This window comes from Hyalangium gracile (assembly GCF_020103725.1).
GTDB classification, from domain to species: domain Bacteria; phylum Myxococcota; class Myxococcia; order Myxococcales; family Myxococcaceae; genus Hyalangium; species Hyalangium gracile.
In genome coordinates this window covers 108911-134855 of the sequence record NZ_JAHXBG010000010.1, presented here as the reverse complement: position 1 = coordinate 134855, position 25945 = coordinate 108911, and the positions used below count along the sequence as shown (strand labels likewise).

The 25945-nt window shown below is 70.1% G+C and carries 21 protein-coding genes and 1 pseudogene; 6 read left to right on the top strand and 16 right to left on the bottom strand.

The annotated features are described in order from the left end of the window. Window positions 1-43: 43 nt before the first annotated feature. Window positions 44-925 carry a sterol desaturase family protein gene (locus KY572_RS21640; RefSeq protein WP_224244813.1) on the bottom strand — a complete coding sequence of 294 codons (882 nt, stop codon included), beginning with the start codon at window positions 923-925 and terminating at the stop codon, window positions 44-46. 11 nt (window positions 926-936) lie between these two features. After that, window positions 937-1593: a TetR/AcrR family transcriptional regulator gene (locus tag KY572_RS21635; protein ID WP_224244812.1), complete on the bottom strand. Its 657-nt coding sequence runs from the start codon at window positions 1591-1593 to the stop codon at window positions 937-939. A gap of 201 nt (window positions 1594-1794) precedes the next feature. Here KY572_RS21635 and KY572_RS21630 point away from each other — a divergent pair. Continuing rightward, window positions 1795-2229: pseudogene (locus KY572_RS21630) on the top strand (M23 family metallopeptidase); the annotation flags it as partial. A 174-nt stretch (window positions 2230-2403) separates the two neighbouring features. On the opposite strand, the gene KY572_RS21625 reads toward KY572_RS21630, so the two are convergent. Then, complete coding sequence (locus KY572_RS21625) at window positions 2404-4110, bottom strand: GTPase (RefSeq protein WP_224244811.1); 1707 nt, start codon at window positions 4108-4110, stop codon at window positions 2404-2406. A gap of 205 nt (window positions 4111-4315) precedes the next feature. Between KY572_RS21625 and KY572_RS21620 the strand changes: the two genes are divergently transcribed. Further along, window positions 4316-5119: a hypothetical protein gene (locus tag KY572_RS21620; protein WP_224244810.1), complete on the top strand. Its 804-nt coding sequence runs from the start codon at window positions 4316-4318 to the stop codon at window positions 5117-5119. 32 nt (window positions 5120-5151) lie between these two features. On the opposite strand, the gene KY572_RS21615 is transcribed toward KY572_RS21620, so the two are convergent. Further along, on the bottom strand, window positions 5152-5802 hold the full coding sequence (locus KY572_RS21615) for an MBL fold metallo-hydrolase (RefSeq protein WP_224244809.1): 651 nt from the start codon (window positions 5800-5802) through the stop codon (window positions 5152-5154). Between the two features lie 340 nt (window positions 5803-6142). Between KY572_RS21615 and KY572_RS21610 the strand changes: the two genes are divergently transcribed. Continuing rightward, on the top strand, window positions 6143-7636 hold the full coding sequence (locus KY572_RS21610; RefSeq protein WP_317987881.1) for a lipase maturation factor family protein: 1494 nt from the start codon (window positions 6143-6145) through the stop codon (window positions 7634-7636). A gap of 46 nt (window positions 7637-7682) precedes the next feature. Here the strand turns inward: KY572_RS21610 and traB are convergent, their stop codons facing one another. From traB to KY572_RS21595, 3 genes are all read right to left on the bottom strand, one after another. Then, window positions 7683-9305 (bottom strand): outer membrane exchange protein TraB, encoded by a 1623-nt coding sequence (gene traB / locus KY572_RS21605; protein WP_224244807.1) that lies wholly within the window; start codon window positions 9303-9305, stop codon window positions 7683-7685. Then, window positions 9302-11386, bottom strand: a complete 2085-nt coding sequence (gene traA, locus KY572_RS21600) for an outer membrane exchange protein TraA (protein WP_224245019.1) — start codon at window positions 11384-11386, stop codon at window positions 9302-9304. Before traA ends, traB begins: the two co-directional genes overlap by 4 nt. 123 nt (window positions 11387-11509) lie before the next feature. After that, complete coding sequence (locus tag KY572_RS21595) at window positions 11510-11746, bottom strand: helix-turn-helix domain-containing protein (RefSeq protein WP_224244806.1); 237 nt, start codon at window positions 11744-11746, stop codon at window positions 11510-11512. A 987-nt stretch (window positions 11747-12733) separates the two neighbouring features. Between KY572_RS21595 and KY572_RS21590 the strand changes: the two genes are divergently transcribed. Beyond that, on the top strand, window positions 12734-13492 hold the full coding sequence (locus KY572_RS21590) for a hypothetical protein (protein ID WP_224244805.1): 759 nt from the start codon (window positions 12734-12736) through the stop codon (window positions 13490-13492). A gap of 89 nt (window positions 13493-13581) precedes the next feature. On the opposite strand, the gene KY572_RS21585 is transcribed toward KY572_RS21590, so the two are convergent. The 7 genes from KY572_RS21585 to KY572_RS21555 form a co-directional block, all read right to left on the bottom strand. Then, window positions 13582-14085 carry a helix-turn-helix domain-containing protein gene (locus tag KY572_RS21585; RefSeq protein ID WP_224244804.1) on the bottom strand — a complete coding sequence of 168 codons (504 nt, stop codon included), beginning with the start codon at window positions 14083-14085 and terminating at the stop codon, window positions 13582-13584. Window positions 14086-14219: 134 nt separating this feature from the next. Further along, window positions 14220-14633 (bottom strand): helix-turn-helix domain-containing protein, encoded by a 414-nt coding sequence (locus KY572_RS21580; protein WP_224244803.1) that lies wholly within the window; start codon window positions 14631-14633, stop codon window positions 14220-14222. A 152-nt stretch (window positions 14634-14785) separates the two neighbouring features. Next, on the bottom strand, window positions 14786-15244 hold the full coding sequence (locus KY572_RS21575) for a helix-turn-helix domain-containing protein (protein ID WP_224244802.1): 459 nt from the start codon (window positions 15242-15244) through the stop codon (window positions 14786-14788). A gap of 162 nt (window positions 15245-15406) precedes the next feature. Continuing rightward, on the bottom strand, window positions 15407-17005 hold the full coding sequence (locus tag KY572_RS21570) for a FecR domain-containing protein (RefSeq protein ID WP_224244801.1): 1599 nt from the start codon (window positions 17003-17005) through the stop codon (window positions 15407-15409). Beyond that, entirely contained in the window at window positions 16929-18227 is a 1299-nt protein-coding gene (locus KY572_RS21565; RefSeq protein WP_224244800.1) for a serine/threonine-protein kinase, read from the bottom strand. The genes KY572_RS21570 and KY572_RS21565 overlap by 77 nt, the downstream gene beginning before the upstream one ends. Continuing rightward, on the bottom strand, window positions 18224-20014 hold the full coding sequence (locus KY572_RS21560) for an adenylate/guanylate cyclase domain-containing protein (protein ID WP_224244799.1): 1791 nt from the start codon (window positions 20012-20014) through the stop codon (window positions 18224-18226). The genes KY572_RS21565 and KY572_RS21560 overlap by 4 nt, the downstream gene beginning before the upstream one ends. A gap of 78 nt (window positions 20015-20092) precedes the next feature. Further along, the gene (locus tag KY572_RS21555; RefSeq protein WP_224244798.1) at window positions 20093-21832 is read right to left on the bottom strand and encodes a GTPase; all 1740 of its coding nucleotides are present in this window, start codon (window positions 21830-21832) and stop codon (window positions 20093-20095) included. Window positions 21833-21934: 102 nt separating this feature from the next. Here KY572_RS21555 and KY572_RS47300 point away from each other — a divergent pair, with 102 nt between their 5' ends. Both KY572_RS47300 and KY572_RS21550 read left to right on the top strand, forming a co-directional pair. Further along, the gene (locus KY572_RS47300; RefSeq protein WP_263451877.1) at window positions 21935-22132 is read left to right on the top strand and encodes a thioredoxin family protein; all 198 of its coding nucleotides are present in this window, start codon (window positions 21935-21937) and stop codon (window positions 22130-22132) included. A 15-nt stretch (window positions 22133-22147) separates the two neighbouring features. Then, window positions 22148-23287, top strand: a complete 1140-nt coding sequence (locus tag KY572_RS21550) for a thioredoxin domain-containing protein (protein WP_263451876.1) — start codon at window positions 22148-22150, stop codon at window positions 23285-23287. A 199-nt stretch (window positions 23288-23486) separates the two neighbouring features. Here the strand turns inward: KY572_RS21550 and KY572_RS21545 are convergent, their stop codons facing one another. After that, a complete protein-coding gene (locus KY572_RS21545) occupies window positions 23487-24641 on the bottom strand; it encodes a metallophosphoesterase (protein ID WP_407659983.1) in 1155 nt (384 codons plus the stop codon). A 57-nt stretch (window positions 24642-24698) separates the two neighbouring features. Beyond that, entirely contained in the window at window positions 24699-25817 is a 1119-nt protein-coding gene (locus tag KY572_RS21540; protein ID WP_224244795.1) for a helix-turn-helix transcriptional regulator, read from the bottom strand. Window positions 25818-25945 lie beyond the last annotated feature (128 nt).

Sequence of the window (25945 nt, the reverse complement as noted above, 5' to 3'; positions counted from 1 at the left end):
GAAGGGAGTCTGCCTCTTCCCGAGCAGGCAGGTGGGGCTGTCGTCAGGCTGGGAGCGTCGACGGAGGAGCGGCTTTCTCTTCGGGGGGCTTCCAGGCCGGGTTGCGGAAGGCGCGGGCGAGCCGGAGCCGCAGGGGCTCGGGGCGCCGCAAGTCCTTCCAGATGGCGCCGAACTCGTGGAAGGCGATGCGCACCGGGTTGTACGTGTGGATGTTCTTGGTCAGCCCGTACACGGGCTTCTCCACCTCGGGCTCGAAGGTGCCGAAGAGGCGGTCCCAGATGATGAGGACGCCGGCGTAGTTCTTGTCGAGGTACTGGGGATTGGCCGCGTGGTGGACGCGGTGGTGCGAGGGCGTGTTGAGCACCCACTCCAGGGGCCCGAGCCGACCGATGGACTCGGTGTGGATCCAGTACTGATAGAGGAGGCTGATGGACTGGGCGGTGACAATCATCGCCGGGTGGAACCCGAGCAGCGCCAGGGGCGCCCAGAAGGGCACGCCGGTGATGGGGGTGGTCCACGGCTGCCGCAGCGCCGTGGAGAGGTTGTAGTGCTGGCTGGAGTGGTGGCTGACGTGGCCGGCCCAGAAGAAGCGGCTCTCGTGATGGACGCGGTGGAACCAGTAGTAGCAGAGGTCCTCACCGAAGAAGATGAGCACCCAGGACAGCGCGCCCAGCGAGCCGAGCCTCAGTGGCGTGAGGTGGTAGAGCGCCAGGTAGAAGGCGAAGGCGACGCCCTTCCAGAAGAAGTTGATGAAGAGGTTGCCCAGGCCCATGGAGAGGCTGGCGGCGGTGTCCTTCACCGTGTGGCCAGCGACGTCGCGCCCCTGATCCTTCAGCCGCTTCACCACGAAGGCCTCGACGAGCACCGACACGATGAAGAACGGCACGGCCGGGGTGAGCAGGTCGGGAATGTGGGAGTTGTCCATGGTTGACCTCGTTAGGCCCGCTCGAGCGGGCGGTGCCGGCCCCGGGAGAAGCTGCGGTGGACGAAGCGCGTGAGGACCTTGAGCATGCGCTGGAGGGAGGGGTGGTCCGGACGGGCCACGCGAGCGATGACGGCGCCCTGCACCGCGTCGACGACGAGCTCGACGACGGCCTCGAACTCCTTGTGCGAGGCGGCCTCGGGGAACAGCTCGCGCGCCACGCGCACCAGGTTGTCGCGGTGGGGGCCCTCCATGGCGGCCAGCGCGGCCTGGAGCTCGGGGTCGGTGCGCGCGGCGACGTACAGCTCGATGGCGGCTTGCAGCTCGGGGCGCTGGAAGACGACCCACAGCCCCTGGATGGCGGCGCTGATGCGGTCGCGCCCGGCCGGCTGGGCGCCGAGCCCGGCCAGATAGTCCTGGATGAGGCGGGGAAAGAGCAGCTCCACGGAGGCGCAGAGCAGGTCGGCCTTGGTCTCGAAGTGGGTGAAGATGGCGCCCTGGGAGACGCCCGCCCGCTTCGCCACCTCGTTCGTCGTGAGTCGCGCGTAGCCCTGCTCCACCAGCACGGTGATGGTGGCGTCGAGCAGCCGGCGGCGCGTCTCCTCGCGTCGCTCCTGCTGGGTGCGGTGGGGACGCGCGGGCGTCCCTGAGCGGGCCTTTCGCTGGGGCATATCCTCTGTTGTAGCCGGTTGCTTAAAAAGTGACCAGTCAGTCATTTCCGACTGTTTGGCTCGGAACCGCGCGAGCGAGGCGGAGAGGAGCAGCCGGGAGGGCAAGGGCTCTGCTCCGGGGACGTGAGGGGGACGAGAGGGACGGGAAATCCGTCACGGAATAGGCCGCGGATGTCTCTCCGTTGAGAGGCGGCCCCAACCATGATCCTTTCAACCCTCCTGGTTCTAGCGTCGGTTCCGGCGGTCTCCCCCAACTCCATCGCGGACATGCCAGAAGTAGGCGTCCCCTTTGCCTGTGGCCGCATCTATCCGGTGAGCCAAGGCCACGACACGGGTAGTCACAAGTACAACGACACATATGCCTGGGACTTCCGCATGCCGGAGGGCACGCCCATCGTCGCGGCGAAGGACGGTGTGGTGCGCCTGGCGCGCGGTGACAGCACGGAGGGCGGCTGCGATGAGAAGTTCGCCCCCAAGGCCAACTACGTCGTCGTCTCGCACGGTGACGGGCTGGAGACGCAGTACCTCCACTTCAACGCGGTGGTGGTGAAGCCGGGCGAGCGCGTGAAGCAGGGCCAGCTGCTGGGCTTCTCGGGCGCGACGGGCTGGGCGTGCGGCGCGCACCTGCACTTCAAGGTGGCGAAGGAGACGGGGCGCGGGTGGAACAACCCCTCGGTGCCCGCGCGCCTGGTGGGCTACGGCGATCCGGTGCGTGACACGCGCGTGGCGGCGCCGCTGTGCCGCGACACGCAGGACACCATGGTGGCCGCGCAGGAGCCGTCGCGCACGGGTGAGGCGTTGGTGTCGCTCTCAGCGACCGCGGATGAGGCTCAGCAGGCGCCGAGCGGCATCCCGGCCGGGGCGAAGAGTGTCCTCGACAGCCTCTCCCAGCCGCCCGCTCAGGGTGGCGAGGGCCTCCGTAAAACGCGTCCGGCCCGACCGGAGCGCGGCACGGCCAGCGCCCGCGAGACTCCCTGAGGCGAGCAGCGCCCCTGCGCCCGCGAGCAGGACGAAGAGCGCGCCCGCGTTGACGAAGTACTCCACCGTCAACAGCGGGCCCTCGAGGTACGCGCGGACGACGCGATAGCCCACGTGCCCCAGCAGCGCGAAGAGGGGCAGGTTGATGAGCGGGAGCACCAGCCAGCGGGCCACGCGCCACCAGATGGAGACGGCCTCCGCCACGGCGGTGGTGGCGGTGTAGCGCCAGGTGCTCGCGCGCACGGCCTGGAGCTCGGCCAGGAGTGTGTCCGTGTCGGGGACGCCGAGTGTCTCCGGAGGCAGCCCGCTCGCATGAGCGACGGCGCGGGCCTCCGTGAGCGCGGCGCGAGCGGCGGACTCGACGGCGAGATCATCCTCGAAGGGCTCCACCACGGTGGTCTCGGCGGCCCGGGCGCGAGTCCTGTCTCTCACCGCGTCCAGCGCGGTGGAGGCGGCGGCGACGGCGATCCCGACGGGGAGGCTGCGCCGGGCGAGGAGGGTGGCGGCGCCCATGCCGCCCGCGCCCCACAAGGAGAGGCGAAGCCCCCACGCCGCGGGACCCCAGAAGCGGCCCGCCGCCTGCCTGCGGACCTCGGAGGCGAGGTGTCCGTGGGCTAGGCCGAGGCGCGAGTCGAAGTCCTTGCGGAGGCCCTCGCTGGTGCGGCCGAGGCCTGACTCGAGGGCGGCGCGGGTGCGGGACAGCAGGGCCTCCGTCTCCTGGAGCGCCGTCTCCACCCGGGTGGCCATCTCCTCGAGCGCGCCCAGGGCGTTGCCACGGCGCACGCGGGCGGCGACGGCCTGGGTGGCCAGCTCGCGGAGGTGGAAGAGGAAGGCGCCGAACTCGCCCGAGGCATCCTTGCCCTCGCGGGCGGAGCGGGCGCTGATGGCGAAGGTGGGGATGGAGTCCTGAGGCAGACCGAGCTGCTCGGAGGCGAGCTTGCGGGCCTGGGCCTTGAGGGCCTCGCGGGAGTCGGCGGACAGCTCATCCGCGAAGTTGATGAGGAAGACGAGGGAGCGGCGCCGGGCGAACTCGGCGAGGAACTCGATCTGGGTGGCCTCGGCGACGCTGCCGCGGTGCATGACGACGAGGGCCACATCGGCGAGCTCCAGCGCGGCGCGAGCCACCTCACGGTGGGTGGTGGCCACGCTGTTGAGGTCGGGCGTGTCGATGAAGACCTGTCCGCCCCAGAGTCCATGAGGGCTGGCGGTGTAGCGCACCACGGAGGCGCCGACGCGTGAGAGCGCCTCCAGCTCCGCGCCGGCCGGAGCGAAGACGGTGGCGGTGGTGCTGGTGGGGCGGTCCTCGCCCTCGCGAGCCAGGTGCTGTCCGGCCAGCGCGTTGAGCAGGGTGGACTTGCCGGCGCCGGTGGCGCCCACGAGGGCGACGGCGAGGGGCGCATCCTTCCGGGCGACGCCACGGGCATAATCCTGGCGGAGCCGCTCCAGGCGCGCGGCATGCGGCTTGAGCGCCGGCAGGGCCAGGGCGGCGGCGATCAGGGGCTGGAGATCCTCGGGTTCGGGCAGTTTCGTCTCATCCACGCGGCCCCAGCCTCACCGAGTCGAGCGCGCGAGGCTAGCACTGGATGCAGCGAAGGTGCGGCGATCAACGGAGGCACCCTACCTGGAGGGTACACGCTTGTCGTGAAGGTCTATTCTCATGCACGTCTGCCTCCGGAGTGCTTTACCGTTCCGGAAGAGAGCCGCCTGGTTACCGTGGCGGCTCGAACGGAGGCAGAGGGCTGACATGCATGTACTGGCCGACAGCTTCTTCGCGCGCCACTCGGAACTGTCGCTCGCGGCGCTGGGCGCAGCCGCCAACGCGGAGGCGCTGGACCTGAAGCCCGTGGGGGTTCCCGTGAAGTTCCTCCCGGCCGAGCACCATGGCGACCTGGTGCGGCAGTACCGGGAGCTGAACCAGCTCGCCTTCCAGGCGATAGGAGTGCCGAACTGGGTGCTCTCCGATCTCTACCTGCTGCCAGGAGCCATCGGTCTGCTGCGCTGCCCGGCGAGGATGCTGGACGAGAAGGCGCGCGAGAGGCTGGGGCTCGCGCCCGAGGCGCTGGCCATCGGCGCGGCCTACTACGCGGCGCCCTCGGTGGTGCCGGGGCTCTTCATCGGCGTCTCGATGCTGAGCTTCGTGCGCGGCCTGCGCGCCGGCTCATGGATCAAGATGCTGACGCTGAGGATGCTGCGCGCGCGCCGCATGCGAGGCGTCGCCCAGTGGAACAACCCGAGCCTGCGAGTCCACACGCGCCTGGGTCCGCTCCGGCTGGTGGGCATGGTGCCCGGCGACCATGACTACGCGGACCGCAGCTTCCTCTACGAGACGGAGCTCGTGGACGAGGTGCGGCAGGTAGCCGCCATGGAGCGTCAGCTCCACATTCCGCCGACACTCCGGGTGGCGGTGGACGACCATGAGGCGCTGGCCGAGCTGCTGCGCCGAGCGGAGGAGGGAGAGCTGCTGCACATCGTCCCCCCTGGAGTGGAGGCGGGCCGCATCCTGGTCCACGAGGGGCCACTGCCCGAGAGCAGCCGCCCGATGCGGTGAGCCGGGTCAGGGGTAGCGGCGCACGGAGCCTCTCAGGGCGCGTGAGCGGAGGGCCCCTCGCTGTCCAGCTGTAGCGCCAGTCGGAGCGCCGCCTTGCCGGTACCGACGATGGGCTCGCCGTGCGCGAAGCAGACGGTGTCCACCGGCAGATGGTCGAGCACGCGCTGCACGCTCACGCGGGTGCGCTGGGGATCGTCCTGGTACTGGCTGGGGACGAACTCGGGGCGGCCGTCGCCCTCGTGGGTGAGCAGGTCCGAGATGAAGACGATGCCTCGCGGGTGCTGCTGCAGCCAGAGCGTGTACATGACCTCGGCGGGGCCGGGCGTGTGCAACGCCGACAGCCCACCGGGGAGGGAGTCGCCGCTGGTGTAGAAGTTGTCCGGCTCCTCCTCGAGCCCGTGAGCGTTCTCGGGTGCCCAGACGGGGACATTGAAGAGCGTGCGCAAGCGCCAGGCCGAGCGCTGGTGGTTGCCCGCAGTGAGGACGATCGCCGCGATGGTTCCGAGTGGCTTCAGCAGCTTCTCGTCGATGGGGAGCGGATCGATGAGGACGACGGCGCCATCCCGGTCGACCACGGCGTAGGCGTCGCTGCGAGCGCCGATGCGGTTGTCCTGGACGTGCCAGTTGTAGACGCCAGGGACCACTTCCTCGAGGTGCTTCGCTCTCGCCTTCGGCTCGGTCATGCGAGCAAAGCTATGCACCATCGTCCAGCCCCTGGCGGGTGGCCTGCCGTCCCTCTTGCTCACCAGGCGAGCAGGCCCACCCGCGAGCGAGGGCAGGGGCGCCCTGACTTCCCATCTTCTTCTGGGTAGCCGGGGGAGAGACATGCGCTGGGGCCCGACCATTCAGCCACTCATCACCCATGACGGAGCCTGTGGCTTCTGTCGGAGGTGGGGCGCGAGCTGGGAGGCTCGCACCCAAGGGCGAGTCCGGCTCCTGCCAGCCAGGGCTCCGCTGCGCTGGCTCTTCGGCACCTCGAGCCAAACAGCGCGGCTCGATCGGCTCCTTCTCGGGCGACGGTACGTGGGGCCTCCCAAGCACCGGCTGGTGCGGTGGCTGTTCCTGCGACTGCTGGGAGGCACCTTCCTCATCGCCTTCACGTCTCTGGGAAGACAGGTGCTGGGCCTCTACGGCTCGAGGGGCATCAGCCCGATGCGTGAGCTGATGGGCTCGGAGCGCTTGCAGGACATGGGGCCCAAGCGCTTCCACCTCATCCCCTCGGTGTTCTGGCTGGGGACATCCGACGAGGCGCTGGTGCGCGGCTGCCGGGCCGGGCAGGTCCTGTCGCTGCTGCTGATCCTCAACGTGGCCCCGAGGCTCACCACGGCGCTGCTCTGGGGCCTGTACCTGTCCTATGCCTCTGCGGGCCGGGAGTTCCTCTCCTTCCAGTGGGATGTGCTGCTGCTGGAGATGGGGCTGCTCGGCGTCCTGACGGCGCCTTCGGGGCTGCGGCCTGGGCCCGGCCGTGACGATGCCTCCGCGCTGGATGTGGCGCTCTTCCGCATGCTCCTCTTCCGGCTCTACCTGGGCTCGGGGCTGAGCAAGCTCCAGTCGGGTGACCGCACGTGGCGCGAGCTGACCGCGCTCCGCCACTTCTACGAGACGGCGCCGCTGCCCAACCGGGGAGGTTGGTATGCCCACCACCTCCCGCCGCGCGTGCAGAAGCTGTCCACGGCCGCGACGCTGGGGCTGGAGACGGCGGCGCCCTTCCTGGTCTTCGCCCCGAGACGCCTCCGCCAGCTCGCCTTCGCGCTCTTCAGCATGCTGCAGGCGTCCATCATGGCGACGGGCAACTACGGCTTCTTCAACGTGCAGTCGCTCGTGCTGGGCGTCTGGTTGCTGGACGATGAGGCCCTCTCGCGCGTGCTCCCGGTGCTGCCCGCGGAGCCGGCACGTCCCCGGCCTCTCTGGCGTACCGTGCTCGGGAGCGTGGCGGCGGCGCCAGTCCTGGCACTCGGAGCAAGGGAGCTGCTGGCCCGCTTCGAGCTGCCGCGCCGCGGCCCCGAAGTCCTCGAGCGCCTGGGGAGCTGGGCTCGTCCGCTCCGCTCGGTGAATCCCTACGGCCTCTTCAGCGTGATGACGGTGCGCCGGCCGGAGATTTCCATCGAGGGCTCGGAGGACGGCGAGCACTGGCGCGAGTACGGGTTCCGCTACAAGGTGTCACGGCCGGAGCAGGCTCCACGGCAGGTGGCACCGCACCAGCCACGCCTGGACTGGCAGATGTGGTTCGCCGCCCTGGGCTCTCCGCCGAGCTGGTTCCTGTCGCTGCTGGTGCGGCTGCTGGAGGGTTCACCAGACGTGCTCGCGCTCTTCGCCGAGAACCCCTTCCCGGAGCACCCTCCGCGCTACGTGCGAGCGATGCTCTACGACTATCGGATGACGGACCTGGACACGCGGCGGCACACGGGTGCGTGGTGGACTCGCGAGCCGCTGGGGCTCTACGTGCCGCCGGTGGCCCTGGGGCCTGGAGCCCGCTCCCGCCGCGGGCCCCTGCTCGAGTGGGGCGCTGATGCGTGAGACCCGAACATCCGCTCTCGGGTGTTCGGGTCCGTGAGACCGGGCGCTACTTGCGGCCCTGGGGAGGCTTCGGGGACGGAGCCTTCTTCGGCTTCTTGCCGGGCTTCTCCACGGGATCTCCCGGGCAGCGCGGCTCGCCCTCGGCGGCGGGCGGGAGGATGGTGAACTCGACGCGCCGGTTGCGCGCCATGCCCTCCTCCGTGTCGTTCTCGCCCACCGGACGGCTCTGGCCGAAGCCCTGGGAGCAGAGGCGCTCGGCCGGCACGCCGCTCTCTTCCAGGTAGGTGCGCACGCTGGCCGCGCGGCGCTTCGACAGGTCGAGGTTGTAGACCTCGCCGGCGCGCGAGTCGGTGTGGCCCTCGATGAGGACGCGCTGGATCTCCGGGTGCGTCTTGAGCACCTGGGACACCTCCTCGAGGACGGGGAAGGACTCGGAGAGGATGACGTCCTGGTCGGTGGCGAAGTTCACCGGCTCGAGGATGAGGATCTTGTTGCCCTGGATGCGGGCCACCGGGCAGCCGAACTTGCCACCGGGGCCGGCGAGGATGTCCGGGCACCGATCGATGCTGTCCTCGACGCCGTCGCCGTCCGCGTCGCGGATGGGGCAGCCGCCACGATCGAGCAGCCCGGGCTCCTTGGGGCACACGTCCTTGTCGTCGGTGAGCCCGTCGCCGTCCGTGTCGGGAGCGGGCGGTGGAGGCGGCTCCGGGGGCGCCTTGAACTTCTCGAGCGCTTCCCACTCGGCCGTCTTGGCGGGCACCCAGACGATGGAGCTGAAGAAGCGCAGCGAGGGCGCCTGCAGCGAGCACCCGCACCCACCGCCGCCGCCGACGGTGAAGGTGAGGCCGGTGGAGCTGTACCAGCGCAGGCCGAAGAGCAGCTCGGCGGGGATGTCCCGCGGCTGGTTCGGCAGCTTGTCGAGCCCCACTGCGCCGTGGACCATTCCGACGGCGGTGATGCCCCGCCCGCGGAGGATGGGAATCTCCGTGGCGAGCCCGAAGGGCGCCATGTCGCCCAGCTGCGTGCCGTTGAAGATGCGGTCCGGGCGGTTCCAGAGCCCACCGGAGGCGGACAGGAGGATGCCGCTGTCGAAGCGGTAGTCCACGATGAGGCCGGGCGTGTAGGTGAACTCACCGTCGCTGGCGAACGCTTCCTGGTCTCCGGTGGGGAGGCTGAAGCCGAGGGTGAGCGCGGCGCCCAGGCCCGAGTCCTCGGCGCGGCGCCGCAGGCCGGGGATGGCGACCTTGGCGTTGAGGCGCAGGTCTCCGAGCACGTAGCCCTGGATGGGGCCCTCGGTGCCGATGGCCTCGAGGTTGTCGCCTCCCTGGGCGAGCACCAGGGGCATGTCCACGCCGAGCTCCACCCAGTCGAGGACGCCGACGCTGGCGATGGCATCGAGCTGGAGGCGGTTGCCGACGATGCTGAGCACCTTGTTGGAGGAGCCACCCTCCTTGTTCACGAGGACCAGCGGGTCGAGCGAGAAGTTGAGGAAGAAGCCGCCGGAGGCCGACAGGTGCGAGAGGGGACGGGACTGGCCCACCATCACCACGTCTTGAGGAGCTCCGGACGGCCGGAAGAGCTGGACGTCGAAGCGAGCGTCCTGCGCGGTGGCGGAAGAGGAGGCGAGGCCCAGTGCCAGAGCGAGGGCCGTCAGGAGCGCATGCTTCATAAGGCCCGGCGGGAGTACAGGAAGAGGAAGCCGACCAGCATGAGGGCGAGGAAGGCGCCGGTGCCGGTGGAGGTCAGGTCGCTGGTGGTCGACTCGCAGCAGAACGAGCCACCTTGAGGAGTGGTGCCGGGCTTGCGGCGGCCCCGTTCACACTCCTGGGTGGTGGTGGAGCAGTACTCGACACCCAGGCAGTCCCCGCTGTCCTGGCACTGGGTGGTGCAGGTGCCGGTGCTCACGTCGCAGGAGCCGCCGCAGGGGCAGTGCGCATCGGCGAAGCACTCGACGCAGGAGGAGCCGTTGCAGACCTTGTCCTGCTCGGCGCAGTTCTCCTCGCAGCCGGTGGTGTTGACGCAGGTGAAGGTGGAGGGGTTGCAGGTGCCGCCGGGGCAGTCGGAGTCATTGCGGCACTGCACGCAGGAGCTGCCCGCGGTGGTGCCGTCGGTGAGACAGAAGGGCTTGTCCTGCTCGCACGCGCCGCAGCGAGCGCCGCAGTGGCGGTCGGTGGTGCAGGAGGAGCACTCGCCGCTGAGGCAGAACTGGCCGCTGCCACACTCGAGGTCATTGCGGCAGGCGACGCAGACCTGGCCGTCGAGGCAGACGGGGCGGTCGGTGGGGCACTTGACGCACTGGGAGCCGCAGCGCTCGGAGGTGTTGCACTCCGGGATGGCGTCGACGCAGCGGCCGTTCAGGCTGTCGCACTTCTTGCCCTCGGCGCACTGGCTGTCGGTGGTGCACTCCACGCAGGAGGGCGAGGCGCCGGGGGAGGGGGCCGCGCACTGGGTGTCGGAGGGGCAGCAGTTGCAGGAGTTGCCGGCGCAGCTGTCGTTGGTGGAGCAGGTGACGCACTGGTGGTTGGAGCAGCTCTTGCCGCGCTCGCATTCGGAGTCTTCGTTGCACTCCTTGCACTGCTTGATCTCGGGGGCGCAGACCTCGTCGGGCGGGCAGTCCTCGTCGCGGTTGCACTCCACGCAGGTGTAGTTGAGCTTGTCGCAGACCTGGCCATTGGGGCAGGCCTTGTCCTCGAGGCAGCCGGTGCAGGTGTTGGTGGTGAGGTCGCAGCGACGGCCGCCGCACTGGGAGTCATCGATGCACTCGACACAGGTATAGGTGCCGTTGACGTTGACGCAGTTGGGAGTGCTCAGGCCGCAGGGAGAGCAGCTGGGGCCGCAGAGTCGAGAGGTGTCACAAGGCGCGCACAGCGCGGCACCGTTGCAGTAGTAGCCCGAGTTCAGACCGCAGCCACCATTGCCGGGTGAGTTCGCATTGGCGCGGTTGCACTGCTGGCACTTCCTGAGCTCGTCGTCAGGAGTCGCCGGATCATCCGGGAAGGATGGGCGACCATTCTCGGTCTGGAAGAACTTCTCGGGCTGGACGAGCAGGAAGCCGGATTCGTTCAGCTTGACGATGGGGGTCTGGTTGGCAGTTCGTTCGAAGTCGGTGAACGTGCCGTCCAGGATGGCCAGTTCCAGCGCGCCGTGGTCGGTGACCTCGGCATACAGAATCTCGACAGGGTAGAGGCCAGACTGCAGGAAGGTGACACTATTCGTGGTGCGCCAGGTGGCGGCACCGAGTTGCGGCGGTCGGTTGATGACGGGGTACTGGACGTTGCCCTTGTCGAAGATGACGAAGCTCACCGCATCATCGGTGTAGAAGCCGAAATGCAGCGGCTTGTTCACCATGTCCGATGTGACGTTCAGGTAGCCACGAAAGCGCGAACCGAACGATGTGAACGGATCATTGACGAAGAAGCTGCAGCCGTAGCTGGCGCAACCCGGTACGGCATCGATGAAATCTCCCCTGCTCGCCTGAGTCCCGCCGGTGTTGTTGTTGGACAGGTCGAACGGGGTGCGGAGCACGTAGGTGGTCCGGCTCGCCGCCGTTCGCTCTATGAAGTCGTTCATGCCCCCGATGTAGGATGAGGCACCCTGAGGGAAATCGCCGGCCGGGTCCGTCGAAACACTGTTGGCGACGCACAGCCCCGTGCCGGGCTGGTCCGGCGACGGTGCCACTGGGTCACCCGTGACGATGACGTCCGGCAGCTTGGCGGCCCACGCGGGTCCCGCGAGGCACACGAATACCAGGGTCAGCGCCAGGGCGCTTCGGGAAGGTAGTGAGAACAAGGGGTTACATTATCCGCCATCTGCCCGTGCCGATCAAATGTTCCGGCACGGGCGAAGGCCTGGAGCTGCCGGCCCGGAAGCCCCTCAGAAGATCGGGTCCGGCCGGGTCTGGGAGTAGCCGAGCAGCTGGTCGGGTGTCGCCCCCAGTGTGCGACAGATGGCGACGAACATCTCCATCCGTGGAAGCATCGACCCTCGCTCCATCCGCCCGTACACCTCCACGGGCATGTCGAGACTCTCGGCCACCTGCTCCTGCGTGAGGTTGATGCGCTGGCGCGCCTGCCGCATGTTCGATCCCAGCACCTTCGAGAACTCCCTCATGTGGTCCTCCTCCTCGGAGACAACCCACCGTGGTGGGTTGTGAGAACGGATACAACCTCGTGCATTGGGTGGACAGGATGCCCCAGGTAGGGGCCTCGGAAGGTGACCCGATGGGTTGCCGCACCCCATGGGCCGTTCGAGGCGTGCGGAACGCAACCTCGAGGGTTTGGCAGGTGACTCAACCCAGGACGTCGGGGCAGTAGCCAGCGACGCCTCGTCGGCCCGATAGTCCGCCCGGCTCGGCTGCTGATGGAGCAGCCCTGCATCGAGGATCCGCCAGGTCACATCTCGACATGACGTAGCGAGTCACACCGCGCACCTCGCGGCTGACCGCCCAACCTGGTGTCCCTTCGTCAAACCACGAGTGCAGAGCCGGTGGCGCACGCGACCGGCTCCAGCCGCAGGCATGGCCGCGGCACGGGGGAACACATGAAGAGCGCGAAACAGACCATGTGGCATTGGTTGCTGGCAATCAGCCTGGGGGGGGCCGTCCTGGGCGGGACGATGGCGTCCGCGGCGATGCGCGAGTGCTGGGAGTGCTACCCCTGCGGTTGTTCCCCCGATGGCGGAGCCCTCCTGTGCTGCAGTTCCCGCGGCTGCTAGCCACCTCGCAGCAACCTCGAGGCCCATGTGCGACTCAGGTTCCTCCTGCTGGCGGCCGTGCTGTTCGTGGCAATCTCGTCAGCCCCGATGACGTCCGAGCTCCCACTGTCTCCTCGAGAGCAGGACGCATTTGTTGTCGTCTCGCGGGTGCTGGACCTGGCAGAGCCGGAATGCCCCTCGTGGCTCGGTGGCGAAAGCACCCTCGCTGATCCCGAGCAGGGCTCGGCTCCGGCCGCCGTGACGACCACACCCGCTGGTGGCCACGAAGCCGCTGCCGTCATCCCAGCCGCTTCCGCTGTCGCCTCCCATGCCGGCGCTCCTGGCTCGAACCCGCCTGCCAGGGAGGCGGAGAGCTCCACCTCGGACGGGCTCCCCGCGGACGGAATGCGGTGCTCCGTCGAGGGCGGAGCCTTTCGCTGTGGCGAGTGCCGGACCGACAGTGACTGCCCCGCGGGCAGTGGCTGTGTCGCCAACCGGGAGACGCGGCGCTTCGAGTGCCAGACGTCCGAGTGCGAGGAGGACGCGCACTGCTTTCCTGGCCTCGTCTGCCGCCCCGCCACCACGGGAGCCACCGGCCCCGTCATCCGCCGGTGCGTCCTCTCGGGCTCGCGCCGCGAGGGCGAGGCCTGTGACGGGCTGTTCATCTCGCAGGCAGGGGCCTGCCAGGAAGGGCTCGTCTGCCACCGGGGCATCTGCAGCGCGCCGTGTCGGCTCGGGGATGCCGCGAGCTGCCCCGACGGCTCTACCTGTGAGGAGGGGCTCAACGGCCCCGCCTGCTTCCCGGACTGTCGCACCCGGGGCTGCGCGCAGGGCCAGCGGTGCAAGCGCCTCGGGGACACGGACCACCAGTGCCTCTCTGAAGTGAGGGGCGAGTGTCCCGAAAAGCCCTGCGCCGCGGGCGAGCGCTGCAACCTGCGCCTGTCCCAGGGCCACGGCGTCTTCTGGTGCGCTCGGCTCTGTGACCCGCTCCGCGCGGAGAGCTGCCCGTCCGGCCAGGTCTGTGGCGTCGGCAGCTCCACCACCAGCACCTGCTACCGCCGGTGCGATCCGACGGTGCTGGACTCCTGTGGCGCCGGGTGGGTGTGCACCACCGTCACCGAGGACATGACGCAGTGGGGTTGCAGCCCCGCCTCCTCGCGGTAGCGGGAGCCGAGCTCCAAGGGCGCAAGGGAACCGAGCCGGGCGCCCCTCGCGCCCGACCTCGGGGTGACCTGGCAGGTCGTCTGGCCTCTTCAGCGCCGCTTCGGGCGCTTGGGAGGCTTCAGTCCGAGCAGCGTGTCCGACATCTCGCCGAGCACGCAGCAGATGGCCACGAAGCAGTCCAGGCTCGGGAGCATCGTGCCCCGCTCCATGCGCCCGTACGTCTCCACGGGCATGTCGATGCGCCGGGCCATCTCCGCCTGCGTCCAGCCCATCCGCCTGCGGGAATCGCGGACATTGGAGGCCAGCGCCTTCTTGAAGGCGCTGATCGAGGCCTGCGTCCCGGCCCGCGCCGCCGGAATCGTGTCCTCTTCCGCTGCCTCTGGTTGGGAAATCAGCCGGTCCGGCGACTCACCCAGGACCCGGCAGATGGCGACGAAGCGCTCCAGCCTGGGCGCGATGAGCCCGCGCTCCAGGCGTCCGTACACCTCCGGCGCCATGTCGATGCGTTCGGCCATCTGCTCCTGCGTGAGCCCCAACCGGCAACGGGCCTGACGGATGTTCCTGCCCAGCGTCCTCTTGTCGAGGCCATCCATGCGTCCTCTCCTCCGGGAGCAACCCAACATCATGGGTTGGATGGATGGAATACAACGTCATGGGTTGGAGGCACAGAATACCGCAGGTAGGCAAGATGGCAGGTGACTCATCAGGTTGGAAGCCTGCCACGCCGCTACCGCTTCGCCTCCGGGTCCTGCTGGGGCTCCAGGAACGACACCAGCAGCCGCTGGAAGTCCGCCATGTGCCGCCGCACCGCCTGACGCTGGATCTGCGTCAGCCGGGGCAGCACGGGGGTGAAGCGGTGCATCACCGTGAACCACTCGTCCTGACGCACCAGGTTCTCGGCCGAGGCTTCGGACAGAGGGAGCCCGAGTAGCTGGTCCGCGGACTCGCCCAGCTTGGCGCAGATGTCCACCAACCGCTCCACTCGCGGGAAGATGAGCCCTCGCTCCATGCGCCCGTAGACCTCGGGTGACATATCGAGCATCTCGGCCATCTGCTCCTGGGTGATGCCCAGCCGCTCACGCGCCTTCCGGATGTTCGCGCCCAGGGTCTTCTTGAGAACCTTCACGCGTTCGCTGTCCATGACCTTCGCCCACCTTGAAAAGTTGGGGGCATACGTAAGACGTAATGAGTCGGATTTTCAAGGACACGCGGGGTAGGTATGGATAAAAGACCACCCAGGTTAGAACTCTCCCGGTTCCCCGAGGGTTGCCTACCTGATAGGGGTGATCTGGGCTACTCTCGGGTCCGGCCACGCGCCTTGGGCGCGCGACGCGACTGGGCCTTGGACGGACCCTTCTTCTTGATGAGGGCGATGAAGCGCTGGAGGTGCGAGAAGGTCTGCATCAGCTCCTTGCGCTCCTCCTCCGTCAGGCGGGACTCCATCTGCATGAAGAAGTGGCGCATCACCGTCATCATCTCGTCATAGGCCGGTGACATGCGCGGGGCGACGGGCGTGCTCGGGCCGGACGAGAAGCCGAGCATCTGGTCGGGCGGCACGCCGAGGATCTTGCGCAGCAGGACGAGCCGCTCCAGCCGGGGGAGCACCTTCTTGCGCTCCATCCGCCCCAGCACCTCGGTCGACATCTCGACCATCTCGGCGAGCCGTGCCTGCGAGAGCCCCAGGCGCACGCGTGCCTTGCGGATGTTCGGCCCGATGACCTTCTTCAGGGTCTCGGTCAGCTCCTTGTCCATGATCGTCCCATGCCCACCGCTAAAAGTCGGTGCGATTCATAGGACTTGGAACGTTGGGCTCCAAGGACACCCGGGGTAGTGATTTTGAAGTGACCGGTCAGGTCATAACCCTTCTGGTCTTGCTGGCACTTCCTACCCAATACGAATGATCCGTCCTCTGGCTCAAGGCGCCTGGGCCTCGGCGCTCGCGCGTCCGGCGGGCTCTCCGTAGGTCCAGATCTCCACCGTCGCCCGGAGCCGTCCGCCCGAGCGCGCAGGCGTCACGTCCGCCGTCCAGCGGGTCTCTCCCTGACGGACCAGGTTCGACACCGAGGAGCCCTCCAGCCCCCGCACCTGCAGCGCCCCATCGGCGATGGGGGGAGCGCCGGCCTCCGCCGGCCGTGCGGTGACTTCGAGCTTGAAGCGCCCCGCCTCTGCCTTCAGCGCCAGCTCCGTGCTCACGGAGGGGAGGACCTCCGCGCTCACGGAGCCCACCGCGCCCTCCATGTCCACCGTCTGCAGCCCCGGGGACAGCAGCACCGCTTCGGGGCCCACGGCCTTTCCCTTCACCCGCAGGGCCATCCCCAGGGAGGGATCCACGGAGAGCTTCACCTGCCCCTTGCCCGTGACGCGGCCGGGAGGCTGCACCTCGCCACGCTCCACCTTCACCGCCACGACGTACACCTGTCGCGGCGCGGAGGGCATGCCCGGCAGTCCCAGGGAGTCCACTGCCTGCACTCGTGCGTAGTACCTGCCCGGGGCCAGCGCGCCCGTGCCGAGCGTGGTCGTCGGGTCCCCCGAGGAGGTCGCCTCGGCCACGACGTCGTTGAGGCTCTCGTCTCTCGCCAGCACCGCGCGGTAGCTCACCGCGCCCGGAACGGGCTTCCACCTCATGACGTGGGGCTGGGGCCCACCGCCCAGGGCCAGCAGTACCTCCCGAGGCCCCGAGACGTTCCACGCCGGAGCCGGGAGCAGCGGTCGAGGTGGCTCCGGCGCCTTTCCCTGCTCCACGCGCGTGCCCTTTCCGCCTGGCACCTCCACCTGCGCGCCGCTCGCGGCGACCTGGGCCCGGCCGTTGAACACCGCCACCCGGCTCATGCGCTGGTCGTCCACGCCCACGAACAGGTCCTGCCCGCTTGCCGTCACCTTCGCCGCGGGGGTCTCCAGTGGGAGGGGCTCGCCTCGCAAGGACGCCAGCCGCATGTGGAGGTCTCCCTGCACCAGCTCCACACCGCCGGACTTGCGGGGCTGCTCCCTGGCGCTGCCTTGGGACGCGCCGTAGATGACGACGAGCGCGTTCTCACGCAGCTGCAGCTTGGACGTGTCCTTCAGCGTCACCTCCGCTCCCGCGCCGCGCAGGGTGTTCACCTGATAGAACCGGTACAGCGCCTCGCCCTGCCGCCCGGGCTTCCACGTCGGCTCCCGCGGGGGACGCGTGTTCACGTCCGGCTTCACGTAGGTCAGGTGCGCCTCCGGTTCGGGCTGGATGCGCAGGCGAGTCCCCGCAGCCAGAGGCGGGTGGTTGTTCGCCAGGTTGTTCAGCTCATGGAGCCGTCGATAGCTCCCCGTCGGGCCCCACACCCGTCTGGCGATGGCCTGACAGGACTCCCCCGGCTGCACGGCGGTGAACTCCTCGCTCGAGGGGGCTGGCTCGGCGGCTCCCACGAGCGTCGCGGCCAGCAACACCCCCAGCGTCAGCAGCCGCTCAGCGGCGCGCTCGGAGCGCCCGTGCCACCTTGCGGCAGAGCTCCGGCGGGTCGAGGGGTAGTGGTACGTAGTCATAGATTCCACCTTCGATGGCGCGCGTCATCACCGTGAGGTCGTCCTCGCCGCACAGCAGCACCGGCGGAGCCTCGGGCCTCGAGGCCAGCCTGCAGGCCAGCGCGAGCGCATCGCGGCCCGGCGCGGGGACGATGACCAGCGCGCGAAAGTCACCTAGAGGCACCTCCTTCTCGGTACACGGCACCACCCGGAAGCCCACCGCGGCCAGCGCCGTGCCCACTTCCATGGAGAAGGACCCTCCCTCCTCGAGAACGCCCACAGGAAGCCCCGAGGGAACTTCAGGGGTGGGGGATGGAGGCGCCGAGGCGGGGCGCTCCTTCTTCTTGCCCTCGCCCCGTGGCACCTGGGAGAGCGGGATGGCGGGCGTGAGCGTCTGGCGCAGCCTCAGGCGGACCACCTGGGCGTTCTCCGGGCGCTGCTCCGGCCGCTTCGCCAGGCAGTCGAGCACCAGGGCCTCCAGCGCCTGGGGGAGCTGCAGCTGGGGCCGCAGCTGCCGCAGGGGCGGCGGCGGACGGTAGAGGTGGCCGCTCATCACCTCGGCGGCGGGTGTCTGCCCGAAGGGTGGCTGTCCGGTGAGGAACTCATGGAGCATGCATGCCAGCGAGTACAGGTCCGCGCGTCCATCCACCGGCTCGCCGCGGCACTGCTCGGGCGACATGTACGCGGGCGTGCCGTGCACCATGCCCGAGGCCGTGATGCGCGCCTGGGCCGACCCGTCCACCACCTGCGCCAGCCCGAAGTCCAGCACCTTCACACGAGGCGAAGACAGCTCGCCCGTGAGCATCACGTTGGCGGGCTTGAGGTCCCGGTGGACGATGCCGAGCGCGTGGGCCGCCTCGAGCACCTCCAGCACCTGCGCCATCACGTCCACCGCCACCGGGTTCGGCAGGGGGCCCTCCCGAAACGTCACTGCCTCCAGCGTCTCCCCGTGCACGCGCTCCATGGCGAGGAAGAGCTCTCCTCCGTCCTGCCCGAAGTCGTACACGTGCGCCGCTCCGGGGTGGTGGAGTCGCGCCATCAGCGTGGCCTCGCGCTGGAAGCGCTCCACGGCTCCCGGCGAGGACGCCACATGCGGGTGCAGCACCTTGAGGGCCACGTGGCGGGAGAGGCCGACCTGCTCCGCCTCGTACACCGTCCCCATGCCGCCCTGGCCCAGCACGCGCAGGAGGTGGAAGCGCCCCGCCAGCGTGCGTCCCAGCCGTGCCGCGGGCTCCGGGCTCACGCCGCCACCTCGAACACCGACGTCGTGGCGTTGCGGCCGTGGAGCGCGCGCTCGCCCAGGTGCCGGAGCACCTCGGCATCCGGGCCCAGCTTCTCTCGGGTGGCCGCGCTCACCAGGATCTGCCCGGGCTGCGCCATCGACTCCAGCCGCGCCGCCACGTTCACCGTGTCGCCGATGACCGTGTACTCCATGCGCTTCTCGCTGCCGAGGTTGCCCGCCACCACCGTGCCGGTGTGCAGGCCCATGGCGAGCTGGATCTCCACGCCCCACTTCTGCCGCCAGCGCCGGTTGCCCGTCTCCACCCAGCGCCTCAGCTCCATGGCGGCCTCCACCGCCTGCCGCGCATCGTCCGGGTGGCTCTCGGGCGTGCCCCACACCGCCATCACGCTGTCGCCGATGAACTTGTCGATGATGCCCCCGCGCCGGTGGATGATCTCCGTGGCGAAGGTGAACAGCTCGTTGAGCAGCGCCACCACCGTCTCGGGCGGGAGCGACTCCGACAGGCGGGTGAAGCCGCACACGTCCGAGAAGAGCACCGTCACCTCGCGTCGCTCGCCTCCCAGGCGCAGCCGGTCCGGCTCCCGGGCGATGAGCTCCACCACGTCCGCCGACAGGTAGCGGCTGAGCGCGGTGCGCACGCGCGTCTGCTCCACCAGTTCCTTCTCGGAGGCCGTGAGGGAACGGGCCATCTCTCCCAGGGAGCGTCCCAGGTGTCCCAGCTCGTCCCCGCGTGCCTCCACGCCTCCCTCGACCTGGGTGAAGCTTCGGGCGGCGATGTCGCGAGTGGCCCGCACCAGGGCTCGGATGGGACGCGAGAGCTGCCTGGCTCCCAGCAGGGCGCCTCCGAGCGCCACCAGCGCGCAGACCCCCAGCGCGACGCCCACCCACAGCCGCATCCACCCGAGCGAGGCGTAGGCCAGCGCTCGCGGCCGCTGCACCACCACCGCCCAGCCCAGCTCGGGCACCGTCTCCAGCGCGCCGACCATGGGCGCGCCGTCTTCCTCGAACTCGGGCGAGGCCCCGAAGTCGGAGCGGAAGGAGGCATCTCCCGCCAGCGCGGTGAAGATGCCAAGTCCTTCCCGCGAGGTGCCGATGCGCGCAGGGTCCGCGTGGAGCACCACCCGTCGGGACTCATCCACCACGTAGAGCCCCGTGTGCGAGCCGAGTCGATCCTCTCCCAGCTTCGTCAGCTGCTCCAGCAGGGGCTCGAGTCGCAGATGCGTCAGGAGGAAGGCTCGCGTCTCTCCGTCCACCTCCGCCCGGTGCATCACGCTCAGCCATGGCTCCTCGGTGCCTCGCTGGACTTCCAGCGGCAGCAGCGCGCGGGCAGGGGCCGTCTTCAGCACCGAGGCAGGGAGCTGCTCTGGTACCTCCGGGAGGGGAATCTCCTTCGCCTTGAGGGTCCCCAGCCGCTTGCCGTCCGGGGTGTAGACCGTCACGAAGTCGAGCACCGTGGAGGTCGAGAGCATCGAGCCCACGAGCGCGAACCGCTGCTCATCCGAGCCCAGGCCCGGCGCGAGGAGCAGGTGGCTCACGCTCGCCAGCTCCTGCTGGTCTCTCGCCAGCTCGGCCCGGATGGCGCGGCGCACATCTCCCGCGATGGCCAGGTGCAGCTCTCGGGAGGCCAGCCGGAGCGCGTCCGCGTTGACGTCCATCATCACCAGCCCCAGCCCCACGAGCAGCGGCAGCGACACGGCGAGCATCAGCAACAGCAGGCGCGCTGCCAGGGGAAGACGGGACGAGGTGGATGAGGCAGGCTGGGCCGGTCCAGGCGGCAAGGTCTGCACGGCTCAGCTCCAACGCAGGGGCATTCGCTGCCCAGCATATCGGGGTTTACCCCCGCTGGCAGGAGGCTGGCCGCCTGCTCACTCCGCGAGCCTTCGAGCGCTGTCCTCCAGGGTCTCCGCGGTGCGGACCCAGCCGGAGGCCTCGGCGTCGAGGTGCTGGAGTACCTCCGCGAAGAAGCGCTCCTCCAGCGCCCGGGCCAGGGTGGCGCCGTGGGCCTCCGCCCACTTCTGCGTCACGCGGGCGCGCACGTCCGCTCCCAAGAGGTCCACGAAGCGCTCCAGCAGCGGCGTGGACAGCAGCGTGCCCGCCCAGATGACGGCGTCATGCCCCACGCCCCCCGTGGCCACCGTCACCACCGCCGCGGCGCCCGAGGGCACCGAGTACACCAGCGTCGTGAGGGTCTGGAGCAGCTCCTCGCGCATGCCGCCCTGCATCTCGGCGCCGACCAGGCTCCGGCAGAAGGTGTAGAGGCTGTCCCGGTCCGCGGCGTGCGCGTGCAGCGACTCGAAACCCAGGGGCTCCTCCAGCCGGGCCAGCGTCCCCGCTCCGAAGGCCTCCGCCAGCCGGGTCCGGGTCGCCGCGTCCCCCTTCCACGCGGCGACCTCCGGGGCGAGCACGTCCACCAGCCTCCGCACTCCGTCACGCAGCGTCTCGTCCGTGGCGTGAATCACCGGCGCCGCCGAGGGCTCTGGCCCGGTGAAGGACTGGCGCACCTTCTTCGAGACGAACGTCAGCGCCGTGGCGAGCGCCCGGAAGGGCAGCCGCACGTAGCGGTGGAAGGCGCTGCGCGCGTCCAGCTCGTCCCGGAAGGCATCCACCAGCACATCCGCGGGCACGCCCTTGAGCGCCGCGCTCTTGCCCACCGCGAACAGCTCGTGCCGCAGCCGCTGGCGCAGCCGCTCCGGATCGTGGGAGGACGCTCGCGCCGCCCGACCTAGCGCCTCCAGCTCCGCGCGCGCATCCGCCAGCGAGGCGGCCAGCGCCTTCGTCTTCAGCTCCCGGGCGTGCTCGGCCTCTCCCAGCAGCGCGCCCAGGGAGGGCCCCCGGTCCAGCGGCTGCGTGGACAGCGGGCGCTCCCCGGCCTCCACCTCCGGCTGGTGCGGCGCGAGATACCGCGCCAGGGGCGGGTGCCCCACGTCCGCGGCCAGCTTGTCCAGGTGCCCGCGCGCCACCTCCTCGCGCGTGGCCTCGTTGTAGACGAGCAGGTAGGGCCGCCCGCGCCCCACCGCCGCGCGCAGGAAGTCCACCAGCGCCGCGTTCTGGTACGTCTGCCGGCTCACCACGAAGACGAGCACGTCCACCGTGACGAGCAGGGCCTCCGTGCGCTCGCGGTTGTCCCGGTACACGCTGTCGAAGTCCGGCGTGTCCATCACCAGCAGGCCCCGAGGCACCGCCTCCGCCAGCGCGAGGTAGAGCCGCCCCGCGGGGCCCGGCTGGTCCACCGGCGCGTCCGTGCCCGAGGGCACCGGGACGACGTCATAGCGGCGCGTGAGGAAGTCCTTCAGCTCGCCCGTCCACGTCTCCGGGTGCGCGGCGGCGAGGCACTGCTTGGTGAGGCCTCCCTCGGGACGGGCGGGGGACAGCGCCGCGCCCACCAGCGAGTTGAAGAGCGTGGACTTGCCCACGTTGTTGGGCCCCGCGATGGCCACCAGCAGCAGCGGCGCGTCTCCGCCCAGCCGGGGCAGCAGATCCCTCCGCAGGCGCTCGCCGAGGCGGCGCGCGGTGTCCGCGTCCTCACTCCGAGAAAAGCGCTCGGGTGGGGGAAGGGCGGCGAGGGCGGACTCCAGGGCGGCGCGCAGCGCGGGCAGGGCAATCATTCGACAGCCGGAGAACACCACGCGCCGGGGGCCGCGCCCAGTCCTTCCGCGCCCACCTGTCCGTAGGGGACAGAGCCGGGGGATGGCGTTATGGTCCCCCTCATGCGTACCCACGTTGCCAGCCTCTTCGTCGTGGGGCTCCTGGCCTGCACCGCGTCGCGCACCAGCGCGCCCGAGTCGCCGGCCGCCGTCCATCAGGGAGCCCCCCTGCCGTTCATCGAGGACGACTACTCCCGCGCACTCGCGGAGGCGAAGTCGAAGGGGGTACCCCTCTTCGTCGATACCTGGGCCCCGTGGTGACACACCTGCCGCTCGATGCGAGCCTACGTCTTCACTGACAAGGCGCTCGCGCGGCACGCCGGACGGTTCGTCTGGCTCGAGATCAACACCGACCTGCCCCAGAACGCTGTCTTCCAGGAGAAGTACCCCGTCGAGAACTGGCCCACCCTCTTCGTCATCGATCCGAGGGAGGAGAAGGCCCTCGTGCGCTTCGCCGGCAGCGCCACCGTGGTGCAGCTCGAGAAGCTCTTCGAGGATGGAGAGCTTGCCTATCGCGGTGAGGCTCAGGGCGCGGAAGGGGCCCTGGCGCGCGGCGATGCCCTCTACGGTGCCAATAAGCCCGCCGAGGCCGCCCAGGCTTTTGCCCAGGCGCTCGCCGAGGCTCCCGCCGACTGGTCCCGCCGAGGCCGCACGCTCGAGTCGCTGCTCGTCGCCCTCTGGGGAGCGAAGCAGTACGAGACGTGTGCTCGCAAGGCCCTCGAGGAGCTGCCTCGCGTGCCCCGCTCCCCTTCGATGGCGAACGCCGTGACCATGGCCATCGGCTGCGCGGCCTCGGTTCCCGCGGACCATCCCCAGCGCAAGGAGCTGCTGAGCGCGCTCGATGCCAGGGGACGCGAGGTGCTGGCGCCTCCTCCCATCGAGATGCCCGCGGATGACCGCTCTGGCCTCTATGAGGCCATGGTGGAAGGCCGCTCGGAGCTGGGGGACGAGGCGGGCAGCAAGGCACTGGCCACCGAGTGGCTCACGTTCCTCGAGGGCGAGGCCGCCAAGGCCCCCAACCCCGAGGCGCGCACCGTGTTCGACTCGCACCGCATGTCCGCGGCGATGATCCTGAACGACCCCATGCGCGTCGTCCCGGCCATCGAGCAGAGCGAGAAGGACCTGCCCGGTGACTACAACCCGCCGGCTCGGCTCGCCAACCTCTACCGGATGCTGGGGCGGCTGGATGACGCGCTCGCCGCGAACGGGCGGGCCCTGGCGAAGGTGCAGGGAGCTCGACGGCTGCGGGTCCTCTCCGACCGGTCGGCCATCCAGGTCGCCCGAGGTGAGAAGGATGCCGCCGTGAAGACGCTGGAGGAGGCCATCGCCCACGCGAAGTCCCTCTCCGAGGCGCAGGTGTCCAGGCGCCAGCTCGAGTCCCTCGAGAAGAAGCTCGCGGAGCTGAAGGCGAAGTAGCCCGGAGGTGCCGGCTCGAAGTGGGACGCATGTTGGCGCCCCCCCTCCGCAGGGACCGGGTCCAGCCCTGTCGGCCCGAGTTGCTGCGAACTGGTATGACAAGCATACCAGTTGCTGGCGCTCTCGACCGACACGGGCGCCGGCAGCTGTCGGCGAAGTGGGTGGTGCGTCGACACAAGCCGGACTTCCCTGAAACGGGTTAGCGCGGCCGGGCGGCGGTGCGCGTGTCGAGGTCGAACAGCTCGTAGGCGTCGAGCGGCGACTCGCGCATCCCGCCATCGGTGAAGATGAGCACGGCCTCTCCAGGGCGCGTCCCCTTGGGAGTGCCGTGCGCGTAGTCCACGCGCTCGCCGTCCGTCGCGAGGTGGCGCAGCACTCCATCCCGCACCTCTCCAGGCAGGCACAGCAGCTCCCGGCTGCGCTTGTCCCGCGTGTGTCCCACCACCTGCGTCAGCCCGGCTGGCAGGCGTCGGGGATCAAAGCGGCGACGCGGCGTGACGCGCGTGCGCTCGGCTTCGTCCGGGCGGAGGCTCGGGCGGTGATAGAAGATGCCTCGGCCCTCGCCGTAGTCCGCGCTGCCCGACTGGTGCAGCCCCGGCACGATGAACCGGCCTCCCTTCCACGCGTCCACCGCCGCATCCAGCGCCCGGTTGAGCGCGTCCGCCACCACCCGGGCATCCGCGTGTTGCGCCTCGGGCACGCCGGCAACTCCCAGGTCCTCTCGCGTCACTCCCCCGTGCAGGACGAGCAGGTCCGGCCCCGCCGCGTACGCCGCGCGCAGGCGGCGCTCCCGGAGCAGGTGGGTCACCCACGTGCGCTGCTCCTCGCGGAACGCGCTGAAGTCCCGGGCGATCAGCTCCACCGTGGGCGTCTGCGGGAAGCGCTCGAGGAAGGCTCGCTCCCGCGCCTCATCGGTGTCGTCTCCGGCGTAGATGCCGTCCGCCTCCGCCTGGGCGCCGGCGAAGGTGGCGTCCGTGAAGTCCGCCAGCTCTCCCACGCGCCCGAGATCATGGTTCCCCGCCAGGATGACGACCTGGTCGGCCGGGTGCGCCGCCAGCCACGCCACGAGCCGCAGCGCGCTCCGGGCCACGGCCTCCCGCTCGTGCGCCTTGCCCCAGTCGAAGTGGTCCCCCACCGAGACGAGCTGCGCGTCGGGCGCCAGCCACCCGCTCTCCGTCAGCAGGCCATGTCGGTCCAGGAGGGCCAGGAAGCGGGTGATGTCCGCCTGGGGATCGCCGATGGCGACCCGGATGCGCCGCTCGGGTGGAGAGGCCTCGGGAGCCGCGGAGTGGGGGGCACGCGCCGCGCAGGAGGCGGCATTGTCCAGGGCAGCCTGGATGCGGGGAGAAGTCACACCCACATCCTAAACATGAGCCCTTCCCCCGGCATGTTCCGGGCGCCCGGGCGGCGCTCAGGAGGCCTGGAAGAACTTGGCGATCAGCGCCGAGCGGCTCTCCACCTCGGCCTTGCTCAACACGTGCGTGACGTGCACCTCCACCGTGCGCTCCGCGCAGCCCAGCCTCGCCGCGATGACCTTGTTGCTCGTGCCCTGGATGATGTGCTCGAGCACCTCGGACTCGCGCCCGGTGAGCCCCCAGCGCGTGGCCTGCATGTGGACCCGGGCGCTGGCCTGCGCCTCCACGCTCCGGTCCACCACCAGGTAGTGCGGGCACACCCCTCGGACCTGCAGCGAGGTGATGGTCGTCCCCGGCGGCGGCGGCTCGCCCTGCGCATGCCTCCGCACCGTGTCCACCAGCGCCTGGGCAACACGCTCCATCCGCGCCCGGCCCGCGCTGTTGGCGTACGCCACCCGCCCCGTGGTGGACACCACATAGGCCGGCTGCCCGAGCGCCTCCAGCGCCGCCTCCAGCGCCGAGCCCAGCAGCCCCGCCTCTCGCAGCCGCGTCTCCAGCTCCAGCCGCCGCTGCAGGGGCGGCACCAGCTCCTGCAGCAGCCGCTGCTCCCGGGGCGTGAACGGCTCGGAGCGCAGCACGCCCACCCACGCCAGCAGGGCGGGCCCCTCGCACACCAGCGCCCGGAGCTGGAACATGTGCTCCATCCGAAGCTGGCGGTAGAGCGTCATCGCGCCCTCGTGCACACGTTCTCGCACCTGCGCCTGCTCCGTCGGGCTTATCCCCAGCCTCCGCCAGGCCCCCGTCCCGGTGTCGTGCAGCGGCGTCGGCGCCTCCGTCTCGGCGTGTGGGCGGAAGTGCAACGCCCGGTTCCGCTGCGCCGGAGCCGGCCGCGCCGGGTCAAAATAACCCCATGGGTTGGGTTGCTGGTACAGGAAGGCGTTCAGCGTGGTCAGCAGCTCTCCGGCGCTCTGGGAGAAGCCCGAGCCGTGACAGAAGCTGGCCGCGTAGTGGTCCGGAGCCAGCTCCACGCCGTAGGCCACCGCCCGCTCCGCGCGCAGCCCGTCCCGGAGGGTGTCCATCAGCGGGTGCAGTACGTCCGCTCCCGGCTCGACGGTGTCCAGCCGCACCTGGAGGTCCGCCAGGAAGGCCTTGTCCATGGAATCAAGTGGAATCACGATTTCCCAGTATAGCGTGGGTCGGTGACATCCGGATGTCGGAGCACAAAATACCCCTGCCATCTGACCTACGGGGTTTCCCGCATGGAAACTAATTGGTCTCTAGCGAGAAACTTCTGCCCGGCCCG